The organism is Jiangella mangrovi, assembly GCF_014204975.1.
Classification (GTDB): Bacteria; Actinomycetota; Actinomycetes; order Jiangellales; family Jiangellaceae; genus Jiangella; species Jiangella mangrovi.
The window spans coordinates 6,659,534-6,676,564 of record NZ_JACHMM010000001.1 but is presented as its reverse complement, the minus strand read 5'-3'; the positions used below and the strand labels follow the sequence as shown (position 1 = coordinate 6,676,564).

At 73.4% G+C, this 17,031-nt stretch carries 18 protein-coding genes; 6 read left to right on the top strand and 12 right to left on the bottom strand.

Going from position 1 to position 17,031, the window contains the following annotated elements; genetic code table 11:
• Nucleotides 1-60: 60 nt before the first annotated feature.
• The gene (locus tag HD601_RS30825; protein ID WP_184828528.1) at nucleotides 61-783 is read left to right on the top strand and encodes an alpha/beta hydrolase family protein; all 723 of its coding nucleotides are present in this window, start codon (nucleotides 61-63) and stop codon (nucleotides 781-783) included.
• A 1-nt stretch (nucleotide 784) separates the two neighbouring features.
• Here HD601_RS30825 and HD601_RS30820 read toward each other — a convergent pair whose 3' ends face one another.
• Complete coding sequence (locus HD601_RS30820) at nucleotides 785-1,135, bottom strand: MmcQ/YjbR family DNA-binding protein (RefSeq protein ID WP_184828526.1); 351 nt, start codon at nucleotides 1,133-1,135, stop codon at nucleotides 785-787.
• 141 nt (nucleotides 1,136-1,276) lie between these two features.
• Between HD601_RS30820 and HD601_RS30815 the strand changes: the two genes are divergently transcribed.
• On the top strand, nucleotides 1,277-1,591 hold the full coding sequence (locus HD601_RS30815) for a hypothetical protein (RefSeq protein ID WP_184828524.1): 315 nt from the start codon (nucleotides 1,277-1,279) through the stop codon (nucleotides 1,589-1,591).
• An 87-nt stretch (nucleotides 1,592-1,678) separates the two neighbouring features.
• Entirely contained in the window at nucleotides 1,679-2,920 is a 1,242-nt protein-coding gene (locus HD601_RS30810) for an asparaginase (RefSeq protein WP_184828522.1), read from the top strand.
• A gap of 64 nt (nucleotides 2,921-2,984) precedes the next feature.
• Here the strand turns inward: HD601_RS30810 and HD601_RS30805 are convergent, their stop codons facing one another.
• From HD601_RS30805 to HD601_RS30790, 4 genes are all read right to left on the bottom strand, one after another.
• Nucleotides 2,985-4,709, bottom strand: a complete 1,725-nt coding sequence (locus HD601_RS30805) for a CehA/McbA family metallohydrolase domain-containing protein (protein ID WP_184828520.1) — start codon at nucleotides 4,707-4,709, stop codon at nucleotides 2,985-2,987.
• A gap of 154 nt (nucleotides 4,710-4,863) precedes the next feature.
• Entirely contained in the window at nucleotides 4,864-5,145 is a 282-nt protein-coding gene (locus HD601_RS30800) for a hypothetical protein (protein ID WP_184828518.1), read from the bottom strand.
• Entirely contained in the window at nucleotides 5,142-5,699 is a 558-nt protein-coding gene (locus HD601_RS30795; RefSeq protein ID WP_184828516.1) for a hypothetical protein, read from the bottom strand. Before HD601_RS30795 ends, HD601_RS30800 begins: the two co-directional genes overlap by 4 nt.
• A gap of 272 nt (nucleotides 5,700-5,971) precedes the next feature.
• Nucleotides 5,972-6,274, bottom strand: a complete 303-nt coding sequence (locus HD601_RS30790; RefSeq protein WP_184828514.1) for a hypothetical protein — start codon at nucleotides 6,272-6,274, stop codon at nucleotides 5,972-5,974.
• An 87-nt stretch (nucleotides 6,275-6,361) separates the two neighbouring features.
• Between HD601_RS30790 and HD601_RS30785 the strand changes: the two genes are divergently transcribed.
• From HD601_RS30785 to HD601_RS30775, 3 genes are read left to right on the top strand one after another with little or no spacing between them, the layout of a single operon-like run.
• Nucleotides 6,362-7,228 (top strand): Nif3-like dinuclear metal center hexameric protein, encoded by an 867-nt coding sequence (locus HD601_RS30785; RefSeq protein WP_184828512.1) that lies wholly within the window; start codon nucleotides 6,362-6,364, stop codon nucleotides 7,226-7,228.
• A gap of 13 nt (nucleotides 7,229-7,241) precedes the next feature.
• On the top strand, nucleotides 7,242-7,961 hold the full coding sequence (locus HD601_RS30780; RefSeq protein ID WP_221441456.1) for a zinc ribbon domain-containing protein: 720 nt from the start codon (nucleotides 7,242-7,244) through the stop codon (nucleotides 7,959-7,961).
• On the top strand, nucleotides 7,958-9,064 hold the full coding sequence (locus HD601_RS30775; RefSeq protein ID WP_184828510.1) for a bifunctional RNase H/acid phosphatase: 1,107 nt from the start codon (nucleotides 7,958-7,960) through the stop codon (nucleotides 9,062-9,064). The genes HD601_RS30780 and HD601_RS30775 overlap by 4 nt, the downstream gene beginning before the upstream one ends.
• A 47-nt stretch (nucleotides 9,065-9,111) precedes the next feature.
• Here the strand turns inward: HD601_RS30775 and HD601_RS36140 are convergent, their stop codons facing one another.
• From HD601_RS36140 to HD601_RS30740, 7 genes are all read right to left on the bottom strand, one after another.
• Nucleotides 9,112-10,254: an ImmA/IrrE family metallo-endopeptidase gene (locus HD601_RS36140; RefSeq protein WP_184828508.1), complete on the bottom strand. Its 1,143-nt coding sequence runs from the start codon at nucleotides 10,252-10,254 to the stop codon at nucleotides 9,112-9,114.
• On the bottom strand, nucleotides 10,251-10,997 hold the full coding sequence (locus HD601_RS30765; protein ID WP_184828506.1) for a hypothetical protein: 747 nt from the start codon (nucleotides 10,995-10,997) through the stop codon (nucleotides 10,251-10,253). The genes HD601_RS36140 and HD601_RS30765 overlap by 4 nt, the downstream gene beginning before the upstream one ends.
• Nucleotides 10,998-11,088: 91 nt before the next feature.
• Nucleotides 11,089-12,333: a Gfo/Idh/MocA family protein gene (locus HD601_RS30760; RefSeq protein WP_184828504.1), complete on the bottom strand. Its 1,245-nt coding sequence runs from the start codon at nucleotides 12,331-12,333 to the stop codon at nucleotides 11,089-11,091.
• A gap of 11 nt (nucleotides 12,334-12,344) precedes the next feature.
• Entirely contained in the window at nucleotides 12,345-13,325 is a 981-nt protein-coding gene (locus HD601_RS30755; protein ID WP_184828502.1) for an ABC transporter permease, read from the bottom strand.
• On the bottom strand, nucleotides 13,322-14,299 hold the full coding sequence (locus HD601_RS30750) for an ABC transporter permease subunit (RefSeq protein WP_221441455.1): 978 nt from the start codon (nucleotides 14,297-14,299) through the stop codon (nucleotides 13,322-13,324). Before HD601_RS30750 ends, HD601_RS30755 begins: the two co-directional genes overlap by 4 nt.
• Nucleotides 14,296-15,858, bottom strand: coding sequence for an ATP-binding cassette domain-containing protein (locus tag HD601_RS30745; protein ID WP_221441454.1), 1,563 nt, complete (start codon nucleotides 15,856-15,858; stop codon nucleotides 14,296-14,298). The genes HD601_RS30750 and HD601_RS30745 overlap by 4 nt, the downstream gene beginning before the upstream one ends.
• Nucleotides 15,855-16,925 carry an ABC transporter substrate-binding protein gene (locus HD601_RS30740; protein ID WP_184828500.1) on the bottom strand — a complete coding sequence of 357 codons (1,071 nt, stop codon included), beginning with the start codon at nucleotides 16,923-16,925 and terminating at the stop codon, nucleotides 15,855-15,857. The genes HD601_RS30745 and HD601_RS30740 overlap by 4 nt, the downstream gene beginning before the upstream one ends.
• Between the last annotated feature and the right edge of the window lie 106 nt (nucleotides 16,926-17,031).

The following is a 17,031-nucleotide window of genomic DNA, read 5'->3' as shown; positions in this document are numbered from 1 at the left end:
CGTCTCACAGAGCGTCCGCTCGGGCCGCTCTGTGAGACGGACCGTGTACAACGGACGGCCATGGGAGCTGAGGACGTCACGTTCACCGTGCGGGGCCGCGAGGCGTTCGTCCGGCTGCCGGAGCGCCGCGACGACGGCCCGATCGACTGGGTCTGGTTCGCGCCCGTGGTCGACGGCCAGCCGTCGGCACGCCACGACCATCTCAGCCGGGGCATCCTGGCCGCCGGCCTCGCCTTCGCGGGCGTGTCCGTGGGGGAGTCGTACGGAAGCCCGGCCGGCCGCGAGGTGTTCACCGCCTTCCACGACGAGGTGACGGGCCGGTTCGGGCTGGCGCCCCGCGTCACGCTGCTCGCGCAGAGCCGCGGCGGGCTCCAGCACTACGCCTGGGCGAGCGAGCAACCGGAGCTCGTGCGCCGCATCGGCGGCAACTATCCGGTGTGCGACATTCGCGACTGGCCGGGGCTCGAGCGGGCCGCGCCCGCGTACGGGCTGAGTCCCGGCGACCTGGAGCGCGACCTCGATGCGCACAACCCGCTGGCGGTGCTCGAACCGCTGGCCCGGGCCGGCGTCCCCCTCTTCCACGTGCACGGCGACCAGGACACCGTCGTGCCGCACACCGCGCACACCGAGAAACTGGCGGCGCGGTACCGGGAGCTCGGCGGGTCCATCGAGGTCGATGTCGTGCCCGGCTACGGGCACGAGGAGGCCGACGTCTTCTTCGTCAACGCCCGGCTGCTGTCGTTCCTGCTGTACGGCGACCCGGACCGCGACCCGGGTCGCTGAGTCAGAGCGGCAGCCGGTCGCCCTGCCGCGCGACGAGGTCCTCGGGCGCGGTGAGCCGCCAGGCCTCGAACGTCAGCTCCACCAGCTCGTCCAGCTCGAGGCCGTCCAGGTAGACGACGACCCAGCCGAACGCGCCGGCCGTGAACTGCACCTCGAACACGTCCGGCCGTTCGGCGACCAGCGCGCGCTGTTCGGCGATGGTCTGCTTGAGCCCGACGGTGGAGGTGCGGGGCCAGAGGTAGCCGAACGTGCGGCCGCGCACCCGGAAGGTCGTCCAGTTCTCCGAGTCGGTGCCGCCGGCCTCTGGCAGCCGGTCGATGATGGCGAGGAAGTCGGCGATCGGCACGGCCATGCGCTCATCCTGCCCGAGTCGGGCGGTGCCAACTGGTCCGGTCCGGGGCAGCGGTCATCGCGGGCATGGGGTATTCAGGCATGCAAGGCGGCGGCCCGGCGCAACGGAGCGCCGGTGCCGTTGCCTGCAAGGGGGCACGCCATGACGGATTTCATCGCCGAGCTCAATCTGGCTCTGGACTCCCTGCCCATGGCCGAACGCCGGACGGCGCTGCGCGCGCTGATGCCGTCGATCGTCCACTGGTACCAGGAGTCGCTGGTTCTCGACGACCCCTCCCAGCCCGTCGACGTGAGCCTGCTGCTCTGGGTCGAGGAGCTGTCCGCGGGGTTGATCGGACCACTGTGCGCCGCGGCGCAGGACGTGCGGCTGGCGGCGACGCCGGTCCGGCAGTCGCGCCGCATCCAGGGGCGAGTACCCGGCCAGCGACATCTGCGAGCCGCGGTGAGGGAGCCGTAACGCGGCGGTAAACCGACCGGTTCCGGGTGGAAACGGATCATTGATTCTTTATGGGCGTCCTGGTCCTGTGAACCGGAGGTGCCCTCGATGTCGTTCCCCCGGAACGTCGCGGCGTTGCGCGGACGTGTCCCGCTGGCCGTCGCGGCCGCCGTCGCCCTCATGCTCGTCTTCCTGCCCGGTGCCGACGGCGCGCCGGCACAGCCCCGGCAGGCCGTGCAGACGGTGCCCAAGGCGGTCGTCCGCGCCGCCGACGACGCCCTGCCGACGGTCACCGTCGTCGCGACCGGCGGCACGATGGCCGGGCTGTCGGACACGCCGACCAGCTTCCAGCGCTACCGCGCCGGCACGCTGCTGATGGAGGACATGCTCGCCGAGGTGCCCAACCTCGACGAGGTGGCGAACGTCAACAGCCTGCAGTTCGGCAACAAGGGCTCCGGCGGCTACACGATCGCCGAGCTGTACGACCTGTCGCTGGCGGTCGACAACGCGCTGCGGACTTCCGACGGCGTCGTCGTCACCACCGGCACCGACACGATGGAGGAGATCGGCTACTTCCTGGACCTCACGGTGCAGAGCCCGAAGCCCGTCGTCATCACGGGCGCCATGCGGCCGTGGACGGTCATCGGCTCGGACGCGCAGGCCAACCTGTTCAACGCGATCGTGACGGCGGCCAGCGGCAAGACTGGCTGGTTCGGCACGGTGCTGATGCTCAACGACGAGATCCACGCCGTCCGCGACGTGACCAAGACGTCGGCCTACCGCATGGACACCTTCCAGACGCCGGAGTTCGGCGTGCTCGGCTACGTCGACGACCTCAAGGTGCGGATCATGCGGATGCCGGCCCGTGCGCTGCGGGTGTTCGAGACCCGGGGGAGCGTCGTGACGACGGCGAACGCGCTGCGGAACTGGCGCACGCCGTTCGATCTCGCGACGATCGACAAGGCCGACCTGCCGCGCGTGGAGATCTTCTACAACGCGCAGGGGTCCGGCGGCGAGTCGATCGATGCCTGGGCCGCGGCCGGCGTCGAGGGCATCGTCACCGCCGGTACCGGCGCGGGTGGCATCTCCGGCGCGGCCGGCCAGGCCCGCAACCGGGCGGTGCGGGCCGGCGTCATGTTCGCGTCGACGACGCGGACCGGGTCGGGCAGCGTCTACGGCGGCAGCGGCGCGGTCTTCCCGGCCGACTCCCTCAACGCCCCGCACGCCCGGCTGCTGCTGATGATGGCGCTGGCGTTCAACGACGGCGTCGACGACACCCGCGCGGACTTCGTCGAGTGGGCGAGCCTGCAGGCCGACATCACGTCGGCGCTGCCGGCGCTGACCCCGTAGACGACGAACCGGCGGCCGGCCTCCACCGCAGAGGGAGACCGGCCGCCGGCGGGTGACCCGTGCGTCAGCGGGTCGGCACCACCCAGATGGGGTTCGTGTAGAACCAGAGGTCGATCCAGGGGTCGGCGTTGCCGACGACGTCGAGGGCCGGGCCCTCGGGGTCGATGGCGGCGCCGAGGAAGCCCGGCTGCGAGCGGTTGCCGTCGGTGCCGCGCAGACGTACGTAGAAGGCGTCGTCGACCCGGCCGAGGTCGTGGACGATCTCGAACGTGCCGGTACGGCCCGAGGTGTCCCACTGCTGGACGACCTTGGTGTCGGGTGCGACGAAGGTGTCGCGCCGGCTGTCGGCGTGGCCGGGGTCGACAGCGCCGCGGATGAGGTCGACGCGCCGCAGGGCCGGCTGGAACTGCGCCCAGTTCGGGAGGTCCTGCGCGGTGATGCGCACGACCAGCTCGACCCGGGTGCCGCGGCGGGCCCGCAGGGTGTCGCCGAGTGAGACACCGGAGCGGCGGCCGCGCTCGCGGACCGTCACCTCGACGCCCTTGACCAGGTGGCCGTGGTCGACCCAGACCCGGCCGTCGCGCAGGCCGCGCATGACGGCGAGGTAGTCGCGCTTGGACGCGCCCACGTGGGTGCGGGAGTAAAGGCCCGGCCAGTAGTCGCCGGCGGTGAGGTTGACGCCGCCGCTGTAGACGGGGTCGCCGTAGCGGCCGTCGGTGTTGAAGTCGCCGCCGGTGGGCCGGCGGCTGGTGTCGCCCCAGTTGGTGTGGGAGTCGGAGTTGGCGCTGATGGACCACGGCTTGCCCTCGGCCAGCAGGCTGTCCCAGAGGCCGCCGACGGTGGCCGTCATCCAGTCGAAGCCGCCCCAGGTGCGGTAGCTCTCGAGTGGGTAGCCCGGGAACGAGTTAGCGTTGGGCGAGCCGCCGTAGAAGCCGCGCGCCGAGCCCGCGCCCACGCCGGCGGGCAGGCCGGCGGCCTGGTGCCCGGGAGCGCCCTCGAACCCGATGGCGATGCGCGGGTCGGCGTCGCGCCAGGCCCGGATCTCGTGCGGGCTGTCGATGCCCTGGCGGGCCGGGTGGTTGGCCAGGAACAGCGCGTCGTCGACGCGGCGGCGGTCGACCTGGCGCCCCAGCCAGGTGATGCCGGCCAGCGCCTGCGCCTCGTTGGCCGGGCTGTTGGCCGAGGTGCCGTTGACGGAGCCGTCGTAGTCGGTCTCGAACTGCTTGAGGACGGCGACCTCGTTGCGCCCCGGCGCGACGAACACGGTGCCGTGCTCGGCGGACGGGATGTTCCACTCGAGGCCCTGGAAGACCAGGGTGCCGGGGAGCAGCTCGCGCGCGGCACGGATGTCGGGGTTGACCAGCTCGACGCCGATGCGGGCGTGCGTGGCGCCGCCGTGGTCGGTGATGACCATCCAGTCGAGGCCGTACGCCGCGCCGTGCTGCACCTGGTCGTAGACGCGGTACATGGCGTCGGAGCTGTGCTGGGTGTGGATGTGGTGGTCGCCGGCCAGCCAGTGGCGGACGTCGCCGCCGGAGCCGTGGTGGTCGTCGTCGCGGCCGTCGGCCATGGCGGGCGTGACGCCGGCCATGCCGAGCGCGGTGACGCCGCCGACGATGCCGGCCGAGCGGAACAGCCCGCGGCGGGACAGCTGGGTGGGGGACAGCTCGCTGTCGTCGATGGAGAGATCGAGGGCGACGCTGGTGTCGGTGTCGAGGGCGTCACTCATGTCGTGCGGGTGATGGTGGTGCTCGTGGTGGTCGTGCCCGTGGTCATCGGTGTGACACATGGGTTCCCCTCCATGCCCGAGTCGACTGATGGCGGGACTATTCCGCCGGCAGGTGACGATCAGGCGACGAATCGGGGCGATCGATGCGAACTGTGGGCGACCTGCGGCCGCCGCCCCGAGGTGCGGAGCGGCGGCCGGTCTGCCGGGTCGTGTCTCACCGGATGGCACGGGCGGCAGCCTCGACGAGGGCATGGCCGACGGCCTCGGCCTCGTCGGGTTTGAGGGTGAGCACCGCCGGGGCGGTGTGCCGGGTGGTGGCGGTGAGCTCGACGTGGTGCGGGTCGGCGCCGGCCTGGACGACGTTGATCCCGACCAGCCAGGTGTTGCGCCAGGTGAGCAGGGACGTGAGGTACAGCCGGTGCACGGTGTGGTCGCCGGCCTCGTTGCACCACTTGAGCTCGCACTCGTCGGAGCCGGTGGCGGCCGTGGCGGTCATCGGGCCGGCTCGCTCTCGGTGCGGTAGAAGCGCTGCAGCGCCTCGAGCTCGGCCTTGACGGCGCCGAGCTGTTCGACCGCCTGTTGGTGGGCGGCGAGGTGCTGCTCGGCGGCGTCGACGGCCGCGGCGGCGCGGTCGAGCAGCTCGGCGCCGACCTCGGCGGTGAGGATGCGCCCGGCCCGCCAGTCGAGCTTGCCGCGGTAGCCGAGCACCAGTCCGCCGAGGCGGGCGGTGAGGGCGTCGAGGCGGGCGATGATCTGCTCGTCGGACTGGCCGGGCAGGTAGCGCTCGCGGGCGTCGGCGAGGACCTCGGGGGTCCAGCCGGCGCGTTGCGCGGTGGCGGCGAGGTCGGTGAGCTGGGCGGCGATGAGGCGGGCTTCGGACGGGGTGAGCGCGACGTGGGCGCGCTGGCCGTCGGAGTCGGCCGGCGCGAGGTCGACCTCGATGGTGGGGCCCTCGGTGTCGTGCCGGGCGACCATCTGGCCGACGTCGTCGCTGAGGAAGGCGGACCGCGCGATGACGGCGCGGCGGTCCGCCGTGGGAACGGTGACCACGGTCTCCTCCAGGGAGTGGACTCACGAGCTGGATGGGGCCGGGGAGCCGTCGCGGCGGCGGGTGCCGTCGGCGGCTCCGTCCAGCAGCCGACCCGCGGACGGGTGGCGTGAACATGCGCGTCGGGTCGCCGAACCGTCCCACCATGAGCGGCCGGTACGAGGACTGTCCGGCCGGCTGCCGCGCCTCGTGGTCGATAGCGCTTGCCCGGACCCTCGAGGAGGGTGGGGCGCTATGAGTCAAGGATGACGGTGGTGGAGCGGAAAAGTCAAACTCACGTTCGAGGGGTCGCCTCGTCGCGGGCCTCGAGGGCGCCGGCCAGCGCGGTCAGCGCGCCCGCCAGTTCGCGCGCCTCGGCGGCGGTGAACCGCGGCAGCGTCCGCGGAGTGGGCCGCGCCAGCGCCACGACGATGAGAGAGTCCTGGCCCGGGGCGCCCTCGAGCCAGGCGGCGCCGTCGCGCGGCAGGACGTGGAGGTCGCCGAGGCAGGTGCCGCTGGGGTCGTGCTCGGCGCACCAGGGGTGGCCGTCGGTGTGCTGTGGCGTGCTGATGGGACGAGCCTTCCTCGTGCGTGCCATGCCCCTCGCGCTCTGAGAATCACACCGGTGTCGTCCGCCCGTCAACCGGAGACCGTCACGGGTCACCGGCACCGATAGGGTCGCTCTGTGCCAGCCCATCCTCGTCTCGCCGATGTCGTCGCCACCGCGGAGCGGCTGTACCCGCCGGAGCTCGCGGAGTCGTGGGACGCCGTCGGGCTGGTGTGCGGCGACCCCGAGGCCGAGGTGGGCCGCATCCTCTTCGCCGTCGACCCCGTGGCCGCTGTGGTCGACGAGGCGCTGGCGTGGGGAGCCGACCTCGTCGTCACCCACCATCCGCTCTTCCTGCGCCCGGTGCACGGGGTGCCGGCCACCACGCCCAAGGGCCTGCTGGTGCACCGCCTCATCACCCGCGGCGTCGCGCTGTTCACCGCGCACACGAACGCCGACCGCGCCGCGCCCGGGGTCAACGACGCGCTGGCGGCGGTGCTCGGCCTCGAGGACACCCGCCCGCTCGTTCCCGTCGACGACGACCCCGCGCTCGGCCTGGGCCGCGTCGGGCGGCTGGCGCACCCGGAGCCGCTGGCGGTGTTCGCCCGCCGGGTGGCCGGGGCGCTGCCGGTCACGGCTGCCGGCATCCGCGCCATGGGCGACCCGCACGCCGTCGTCGAGACCGTGGCCGTGTGCGGCGGGGCGGGCGACTCCCTGCTCTCCACGGTGCGGGCCGCGGGCGTCGACGTCTACGTCACGGCCGACCTGCGCCACCACCCGTCGTCGGAGTCGGGCGAGTCCGGCGGGCCAGCCCTCGTCGACGTCGCCCACTGGGCCAGCGAGTGGCCCTGGCTCGGCACGGCCGCGGCCCTGCTGGCGGCCGAGTTGTCCGCCGCAGGCAGTACGGTGGAGACTCGCGTCTCGGCCACCCCGACCGATCCGTGGACGCTGCACCAGCCCGCTCACGTTCCCGGGCCCGACGAAGGAGCTCACGCTGAACGCTGACCCCGCCGTCCAGTTGCGGCTGCTCGACGTCCAGGCGGTCGACCAGCGCCTCGACCAGCTCGCGCATCGCCGCAAGACGCTGCCCGAGGCCGCCGAGCTCGAGACGCTCGCCGCCGAGCACAGCCGCCTCCGCGACGCCGAGGTCGTCGCGGGCACCGCCGTCGCCGACCTCGAGCGCGAGCAGAAGCGCGCCGACTCCGAGGTCGAGCAGGTGCGCGCCCGCAAGGACCGCGACCAGAAGCGGCTCGACGCCGGCCAGGTGTCGTCGGCCAAGGAGCTCGAGAGCCTGCAGAGCGAGATCGCCTCGCTCAACCGCCGGCAGGGTGTGCTCGAGGACGCCGAGATCGAGATCATGGAGCGGCTCGAGGAGGCGCAGAACGAGGCCGCCGCGCTGGCCGCCGACCGCGACAGCGTCGCCAAGAAGGCGCAGGAGGTGCAGGCCGCGCGCGACTCCGCGTGGTCGCAGATCGACCAGGACGCCGCCGGCTCGCGGACCGAGCGCGAGTCGCTGGTCGCCGGCATCCCCGCCGACCTGCTGGCGCTGTACGAGAAGATCCGCGCCGACCGCGGCGGCATCGGGGCGGCCGCGCTGCGCCAGCGTCGCTGCGAGGGCTGCATGATCCAGCTCGACGCTGCCGAGCTGGGCCGCATCCGCGGGCTCGCTCCCGAGGTCGTCGTCCGGCACGAGGAGTGCCGGCGCATCCTGGTGCGCACCCCCGAGTCCGGGCTGTGACCGGCCGCCGGCTCATCGTCGAGGCCGACGGCGGGTCGCGCGGCAATCCCGGGCCGGCGGCCTACGGCGCCGTCGTACGCGACGCCGAGTCCGGCGCGGTGCTGGCCGAGATCGCCGAGACCCTCGGCGTCACCACCAACAACGTCGCCGAGTACCGCGGCCTGCTGGCCGGGCTGCGCGCCGCCCACGGCATCGACCCCGACGCTGTCGTCGAGGCGCGGCTGGACTCCAAGCTGGTGGTCGAGCAGCTCTCCGGCCGCTGGCAGGTCAAGAACGCCGACCTCAAGCCCCTGGCCGACGAGGCGCGCGGCGTCTTCCCGCCCGGCCGGGTCGGCTACACCTGGGTGCCGCGGGCCGAGAACGCCCACGCCGACCGGCTGGTCAACCAGGCGCTGGACGGCAAGCCCGTCGGCGTTCTCCCGGCGCCGGCCGAGGGGGCGGTCACCGAGCCGAGCAGCCCCGCGAACCGGCTGGCCGCCTGGAGCCCCGAGCTCGGCCAGCCCACCACGCTGCACGTCGTCCGGCACGGCCAGACCGCCCTCACGGCGGCTCGCGCGTTCAGCGGCGGCGGCGTGCCCGGGCCGAGCCTCGACGACACCGGCCGGGCGCAGGCCGACCGCGCGGCCGCCCTGCTCGACGGGTGCGGAGCGGTCGCCGTCGTCGCCTCACCCATGGTGCGCACCCGCGAGACCGCCGACGCCGTCGCGCGCCGCCTGGGCCTCACCGTGCGCATCGACGACGCCTGGCGCGAGTGCGAGTTCGGCGAGTGGGAGGGTCTCACGCTGGCCCAGATCGGCGAGCGTCACCCCGACGTCCTGACCCGCTGGTACGGCTCGACGGCCACCCGCCCGCCGGGCGGGGAGTCCCTCGACGACGTCGCCCGGCGCATCGGCGCCGCCCGCGACGCGCTGACCGCAGAGTTCCCCGGCCAGCCGGTCGTCGTGGTCACCCACTCGATGCCCATGCGCACGCTGACGACGCTGGCGCTCGGCGCACCGCCCACGACGCTGTTCCGGCTGCTGCCGGCGCCGGGTTCGGTCACCGAGCTGCAGTACTACGCCGACGGCACCACCGCGGTCCCGTCGTTCGGCCACCGCCCCTAGCGGTTCATGGCGCTCCAGCTACTGCTCTGGCCGTCCAACGAGCGCCATCAGACCGCTGGATCGGGCGTCAGCGACAGCCGCGGCCTCGTCTCGCTGCCGGCCGCGACGATCTCCTCGATCTGCCCGACCGGGAGCCGGCCGGCCACGGCGAGGTCGTCGATGGTGGTACCGGCATCGGACAGCAGCTCGACCGCCGCGCCGAGCAGGTACGGCGACTCGGGCGGGCCGAGCGGGGTGGGCTCCGGGTAGCCCAGGGCGGCGAGGTGCTGGTTCGCCCGGCGGTAGGCGTGCTCGCCCCACAGGCCGAGCCGGTGCGCCCGGTGGACCAGCGCCGCCAGGCTGATGCCCCATTTCGTCTTGGCCTGGGCGAGGGCGTCCCAGTCGACGCGGCGCGGCAGCTCCGGTTCCAGCTCGGTGCTCGGCGCGAGGAACTCGGAGGCGAAGGTGTCGGCCTGGCGCTCGACGATCTTCGAGCCGGGGTCGACGTCCTGGTGCATGACGAGGTGGGCGAGCTCGTGCGCGGCGTCGAAGCGGCTGCGGGCGCGGTCGTCCTTGACCGGCGACAGCAGCACGAGGGGCCGGTGGCCGGCCTCGGTGGAGAACGCGTCGACCCGGTGGTCGATCTCGCGCGGGAGCCGGAGCACGACGATCCCGTGCGCCTCGAGCAGCCGGACCATGTGCGGCACCGGCCCCGGGTCGACGCCCAGGCGCTCCCGGGTCGCGGCGGCCAGCCGGGCGATCCGGCCGGGCTCGGGCTCGGCGTCGAGCGGTTCGGCCAGCGGCGGCACCCGCGGCAGGTCGACGTACTGCTCGACGAGGTCGACCACGACGAGGGAGATCTCGGCGAACGCGAGCGCCTGCTCGCGCGAGATCGCCGGGGTGGCGCGCAGCGAGCGGAAGTGCGCCGCACTGGCGGGCACCGGCTCGATGGGCCGGCCCTGCCGGAAGAAGTCGACCGGCATGCCCAGCGCGAGGGCCAGTTCGGCCACGGCCGCGTTGGTCGGGCGCGCCGAGCCGCGTTCGAACTGGGTGATGGCGGCGGCACTCACGCTGGTCAGCTCCGCGAGCGCGCTGCGCAGCAGGCGCTGACGCCGCCGGGCGAGCGCGAGCCGGCGGCCGTCGAAGTCGACGACCGTGCCGCTGGCCCGGCGCCGGCGGGCCCGCTGGGTCGGGCCGGACTCCGTCGTCACGGAGTCGTCGTCTCCCGCACGCGCGGCTTGAGGGTGATGGTCGGCACGGGAGCCGGCTTGTCCTCGAAGCCCGGCGCGTCGTGCGTGGTGAGCCGGTCGTCGCTGTCCACACGGCCGGAGCCGATCGGCTCGTCCCACCACAACCGCGTCACCGCCAGCCAGCGCGCCGCGGAGGTCGTCGGCAGGCCCAGCCAGCCGGCGGTCAGCCCCGACGCGAGGTCGGCGCCCCAGGCGAGGAAGACGTCGCGGCAGCCCTGGACCGCCGTCGCCGCGTCGGGCAGTTCCAGCTCGAACAGCGTCGCCATGGACGGGTCGCGGGGAGGCGGCCCGTAGGCCGCCCGGTTCCGCGCGGCCGCGGCATGGCGCATCTCGCCCGACTGCCAGTCGAAGTCGGCGATGAAGTCGGGATGGCGGCCCGCGGTCGACGGAGCCTTGACCATCCGCACCTCGAGGCCGCTCGTGTGCAGCACGGTCGCGCCGTACTCGCGGCTCGCGTACGCCCCGGTCGCCCGCCAGCGCGGGTCGTCGCGCACGTACGCGGCCAGCCGGTTCGCGAGGTTCCTGGTCGAGGTGACGCCGAGCGTGAAGGAGTCGTCGAAGAGCTCCTCCGGCTCGTGCCGGGCGGTGTTGGCCCGCCAGACGTCGGCGATCGCCTCACGCGCGAGGTCGACCAGGCCGATCCGGTGCAGCTCGTCGCCGATGGACGCGAGCCGCTCGGCCGCGAACGGGTCCCAGGTTCCCATCCGGGCAGTGAACCAGGGCCCGCCCGCACGGCGACGCCGACACGCCGATGCAGTGGGATCGCGCTTCGGCTGCGCGAAAATCAAGTGGAATCTACGGCCGCCAGGTGCCCTGCGCGACCTGGGGGACGAACGCGTCGAGGTCGACGGGGAAGCGCACGGTCTCGCCGGTCTCGGCGGAGAGGTACGCGGCCATCATCAGCTCGCTGACCTCGACACCGTGCGCCAGGCTCTCGCGCGGCTGCCGCCCGGCGAGGAAGTCGGCGGCCACGGCGCGGTTCTCCGTCGTGTAGCCGTAGGTCATCGCCTCGTCGGACACGACCGGCAGCAGGCCCTGCTCGGCGCCCTGCTTCTCGACCAGATCCTCACCCGACGGCGACGACAGCTCGCGGCTGAGGAACAGCTGCGCCTCGGTGTCCAGCGTGCTGGCGCTCATCGAGTACTCCGGGCCGAGCAGCTCGAACGTCAGCCGCAGTCCCGGGCCGACGTAGCTCCACGACGTCGTCGCCTCGATGACGGCCTCGTCGCCGTCGCCGTTGCGGAAGCTGATTGTGGCGTGGGCGTAGTCCTCGGCGGGCCGGCGGGTGTAGTCGACGGCCCCGCCGAAGCGCTCGGCCAGCTGGGCGGCGTGCTTCTTGCGCGACCACTTGAGCGAGGCGATCTGGGCGCTGACCGACACCGGCGTCAGCCAGGTCGACACGTCGACGCCGGGTGGGGTGAGCAGGTAGCGGCCGGCCTCGATGGAGTGGCACATCATGTCGCTGAGCACGCCGCCGCCCTGCCGGGTTCCGTCCCAGAACCAGGCGGCGTGCGGACCGCTGTGCTCCTCGGCGCAGCGGGCGAGGTACGGCGTCCCGGCCAGTGCGGCGCCGCGCGACCAGACCAGCTCGTGCCCGCGGGTGACGGCCGGCGCGTAGACCTGGTTCTCGAGGTAGGCGTGCAGCAGTCCGGCGCCCTCGACCAGCTCGAGCACGCGGCGCGCCTCGGCGAGCGTGCGGCCCAGCGGCTTCTCGACGGCGATCCCCACCAGCGAGGCGCGGCCGGACGCGACCTCGTCGGCGATGGTCTCGATGACGGCGAGCCGCGCGTGGTTCGGCGCCACCACCCAGACGGCGTCGACGCGCGGGTCGCGGACCAGTTCGCGCAGGTCGGTGTAGGCGGTCGCGTCGCCCACCCGCAGCTCGCGGCAGCGGCCCGCCAGTTCCCGCGCGCTCTCACCCGAAGGGCTCTGGACGGCGACGACGTCGGCGTCGCGCACACCCGTCCACGACGTGACGTGGAAGTGCGCCATGAAGCCGGCGCCGACGATGCCGACCCCGAGCCGTTCCCTGTTCTCCATTTCGCGGACCCCTAGCTCCGAAGGCGACGCTGACGCCCGTAGAGCGACAGCAGGACGAGCAGGACGACGCCGTTGACGACGGTGCGCCAGGCGCCGCCGATGTCCAGCGTGGTGAGCAGACCCTGCAGGACGGTGAGCACGATCGCGCCGACCGCGGTGCCGGCGTACCCGCCGATGCCGCCGGCCAGCAGCGTCCCGCCGATGACGACGGCGGCGACGGACGGCAGCATGTACTGGTCGGCGAGGTCGAGGAAGACCGACTCGGTGTAGCCGAGCAGCAGGATGCCGGCCAGCCCGGCGAACGTCGCCGACAGCACGTACGCCAGGATCAGCGTCCGGTTCACCCGCACGCCGGTCAGCTCCGCGGCGGTGCGGTTGGCGCCGACGGCGAACAGGTTCCAGCCGAACGTGGTGCGGCGCAGCAGCCAGACGGCGAGCAGGCCGAGCAGCAGCCACAGGAACAGCAGGCCGGGCAGGTCGAAGACGACGCGCCCGTTGACCAGCGACGTCAGCGCCGGCGCCGCGCGGCCCTCGGCCTGGCCGCCGGTGTAGGCGAGGATCAGCCCCTGCACGACGCCGATCATGCCCAGGGTCATGACGAACGGCGGGATCCGCAGGAACGTGACGCCCAGCCCGTTGACCAGGCCGATGGCGGCCGCGACCAGCAGCGACAGCGCCACGGCCAGGGCGATGTTCGCGTCGTCGCCGTCCATGACCCGCGACCCGATGATGGCCGAGAACGTCGCCACCTTGCCGACGGACAGGTCGACGCCGCCGCCTCCGGCGATGATGACGATGGTCTGGCCGATCGCGATGACGCCGAGGAACGCCGCCACCCGCATGAGGTTGACCAGCTGCCCGTACCCGGCGAACCCGGGGGAGACGATCTCGCCGACGATCACCAGGGCGACGGCGACGGCTCCGGCCAGCGCGACCGGCCCGGGCCGCCAGGCGCCCAGACCCCCGGGCGTCTCCAGCACAGGGGTGCTCATGCCGCCGGCCTCCGTTTCTGCAGCGCCGGGATGCCCGCGAGGGCCAGCGCCAGGATGATCACGGCGCCGTTGACCAGCTGCCGGTAGTCGGTGGGCACGTCGGCGAAGAACACGATGTTCGTGACGAGGGCCAGCACGATCGCGCCGAGGATCGACCCGCCCGCCCCGCCGCGCCCGCCCGCGAGCGCCGTCCCGCCGATCACCACGGCCGCCACCGACGCCAGGGTCAGCTCGTTGCCGACGAACGGGTCGCCGGACCCGGTGTTGGCCAGGACTGCCAATGCCGACAGCGCCGCGAACAGCCCGCCCAGCACGTACCCCCAGACACGGGTCCGCGCGACCGGCACCAGCGAGGCGTACGCCGCGTCGGCGTCGCCGCCGACGGCGTAGACGTGCCGCAGGACGCGGTGTCCGCGCAGCACCCACCAGAGCAGCGCCAGCGCGAGGATCAGCAGCAGCGCCACCGGCACGCCGAGCACGGCGTCGCGATAGGCCGTGGTGACCTCGAACGGCACCGAGCCGCCCGGCGTCGGCAGCACGACCAGCGCCAGCCCGCTGAACACGAAGCTGGTGGCGAACGTCGCGACGATCGGCTGCAGCCGCAGCAGCGCCACGACCAGCCCGTTCAGCGCGCCGCAGACCAGCCCGACACCCAGGGCAGCGGCGACGGCCAGCGGGAACCGGCCCATCTCACCGTCGACCACCTGGACCGCGACGACGCTGGCCAGCGTGACCTGCGCGCCCAGGGAGAGGTCGATGCCGCCGCTGAGCACGACGATCGTCTGCCCGACGGCGATCGCCACCAGCGGCACGAACGTCGCGAAGTTCGAGGTCAGCGCGTAGCTGTCCCAGAAGTTCGGCTGCAGTGCGGCGTTGACGGCGACGGCGACGACCAGCATCGCGACCGTGGCCAGGCCGGACAGCTGGACGCCGCGCACGCGGTCGACGACCCCCGCCGCCGAGACGCCGTTCACAGCTTCTCACCCGGCGCGAGCCGCAGCGCGCTCGAGACCAGCCGGCTCTCCGAGATCGCCTCGGCGGCCAGTTCCTCGGCGACGGCGCCCTCGAACAGCACCAGCACGCGGTCGCTCAGCTCAGTGAGCTCGCGGTTGTCGCTGGAGTTGAGGATGACGACGGCGCCGTCGGCGGCCAGGCCGCGCACGATCGCGTAGATCTCCTCCTTCGACGACACGTCGACGCCCTTGGTGGGGTCGTCGAGCAGCACCACGCGCGGCCGGTCGAGCAGCCACTTGCCGATGACGACCTTCTGCTGGTTGCCGCCGGACAGCGTCGACACCGGGTCCGCCAGCGAGCCGATCTTGATCCGCAGCCGTTCGACCATGGTCTGGGCCGCCGCGCGCTCGGTCCCGGCACGCAGCGCCACCTTCGCCGTCGCCCGCCGGTGCATGCTCGCCAGCGAGAGGTTCTCCTGGATCGGCCGCACCGCGAACATGCCCTGCCGGCCGCGGTCGCCGGGCACCAGTGCCACTCCGGCCCGGGCCGCCTTCGCCGGCGAGCCGAGGGGGAGCGGCCGGCCGTCGAGCACCGCCTCGCCGCCCGTGGCGTGCGCGCCGCCGAACAGCGCGAGCAGCAGCTCGGACTGGCCCTGCCCCTGCAGCCCGCCCAGGCCCAGCACCTCGCCGGCCCGGACCGCGAAGCTCACGTCGCGCAGCCGGTCGGTCGTGAGTCCGCGCACCTCGAGGGTGGTCGACGACGGCGTGAGCGTGCGGTCCGCGCCGTCCCCGGCCACCGCAGCTGCCGCCGTCGCCCCAGAGGCCCGTGGCGCCTGGTGCGGCGCGTCGCCGACCATGAGCCGGACCAGCTCGTCCTCGTCGGTGGCCGCCAGCTCGACGGTGCCGACGGTACGGCCGTTGCGCAGGACGGTGGCGCGGTCGCAGAGCGCGAACACCTCGTCCAGCCGGTGCGACGTGAAGACGACCAGGACGCCGTCGGCGCGCAGCTCGCGGACCACGTCGAACAGCACCTCGACCTGCTCCTTGTGCAGCGAGGCGGTGGCCTCGTCGAGCACCAGGATGCGCGGCCCGCGGGCCAGCGCCTTGGCGACCTCGACGATCTGCCGCTCGCCGGGGCCGAGCGCGCCGACCGGGCGGTCCAGCGGCAGCCGCCCGGCGAACGCGGCGGCGAACCGCTCCAGCGCGGCGGCGGCGCGATCGCGGGCGGCACGGTGGTCGAGGAACCCGAGGCGCCGCACCGGCTCCAGCCCGAGCACGACGTTCTGCGTCACCGTCAGGTCGCCGACGATGCTCAGCTGCTGGTAGACGGCCGCGACGCCCAGGGCGTGAGCGTCGCGCGGCCCGCCGATACGGGCCTCGGCGCCGTCGATGCGGATGGTGCCCTCGTCGGGGACGACGGTGCCGGCCAGCGTCTTGTCCAGCGTGCTCTTGCCGGAGCCGTTGGGCCCGAGCAGGGCGTGGACCTCACCGCGCACCGCGGTGAGGCCCGCCCCGTCGAGCGCCTGGACGCCGCCGTACCGCTTGCGGACGCCGGACATCTCCAGCAGAGGAGTGCTCACTCGAAGAATTCCGCGGCCTCGTCACGCGTCAGCGAACCGTCCAGGCTGTACGCGTCGCTCTCGGCGCTGGCCTCGCCCCAGTACTGGTCGTACGTGGCCTCGTCGACGGTGTACGGGATCGGGATGGTGACGGTGTTGCCGTCGATGCTGCCGGACGCGAACTCCTCGCCCTCCAGCACGTTGATGGCCATGTGCAGCGCCGACACCGCGCCGCCGGGCGGGTTCACCACGCCGATGCTCTGGAAGCCGCTGGCCCGGGCCTCCCCCCACAGCCGCATGAAGCCGACGCGCGCCTCGCCGCTGATGGTGATCTGGTCCAGGCGCCCGGCCGCGTCGACCGCGCGGAACACGCCCTCGGCCATGCCGTCCTGCGTCCACACGCCGTCGACCTCGGGGTAGGTGGCCAGCAGGTTCGTCATGACCTGCTGCCCGGTGGCCTGGTCCCAGTTGCCGTCGGCGACGGTGAGTACGTTGACCCCGGCGCCGTCGAAGACCTCTTCGGCCGCGCCCCAGCGCATCTCGTTGGCCGGGTGCCCGGCGATGCCGTTGACCACGACGATGTTGCCGCCCTCGCCGACCTGCTCGGCCAGCCACTCCGCGGAGATGCGCGCCCACTCGGCCTGGTCGATGACCACGTTGGTGACGTCCTCGGAGGTCACCGCCTGGTCGATGGCGAACACCTCGATGCCCTGCCCGGTCGCCTCGCGGAACACCGCGTCCAGCGCCGTCTCGGAGTTCGGGTTCACGATGATCGCGTCGACATCGCGGTTGATGAGGTTGCGGATCTGCTGGATCTGGCCGTTGACGTCGGTGTCGGCGCTCTCGACCACGAGCTCGTCGACGACGCCCTCCTCCTCGTACTCGGCGAACGCCGTCTCGAGGCCCTCGACCATCTGCGTCCGCCACTCGCTGCCGACGAACCCGTTGGACAGGCCGATGGTGAACGGCCCCTCGCCGCCGCCCTCACCGCCGCCGCCGTCGCCGTCGTCCGAGCTGCAGGCCGTCAGGAGCACGGCCACGGCACCGGCCGCGGCGCCCGCACGCCACCCTCGACTCGGTCTCGGCATCAGGACCACACCCTTTCTCGGGGACTTTTCATCCAGCACGAGCGATAAGTGCGTTCACTCTGCCGTACGCCCCCGCGGTCCGTCTACCGTTCCGGGTCACGTTTCC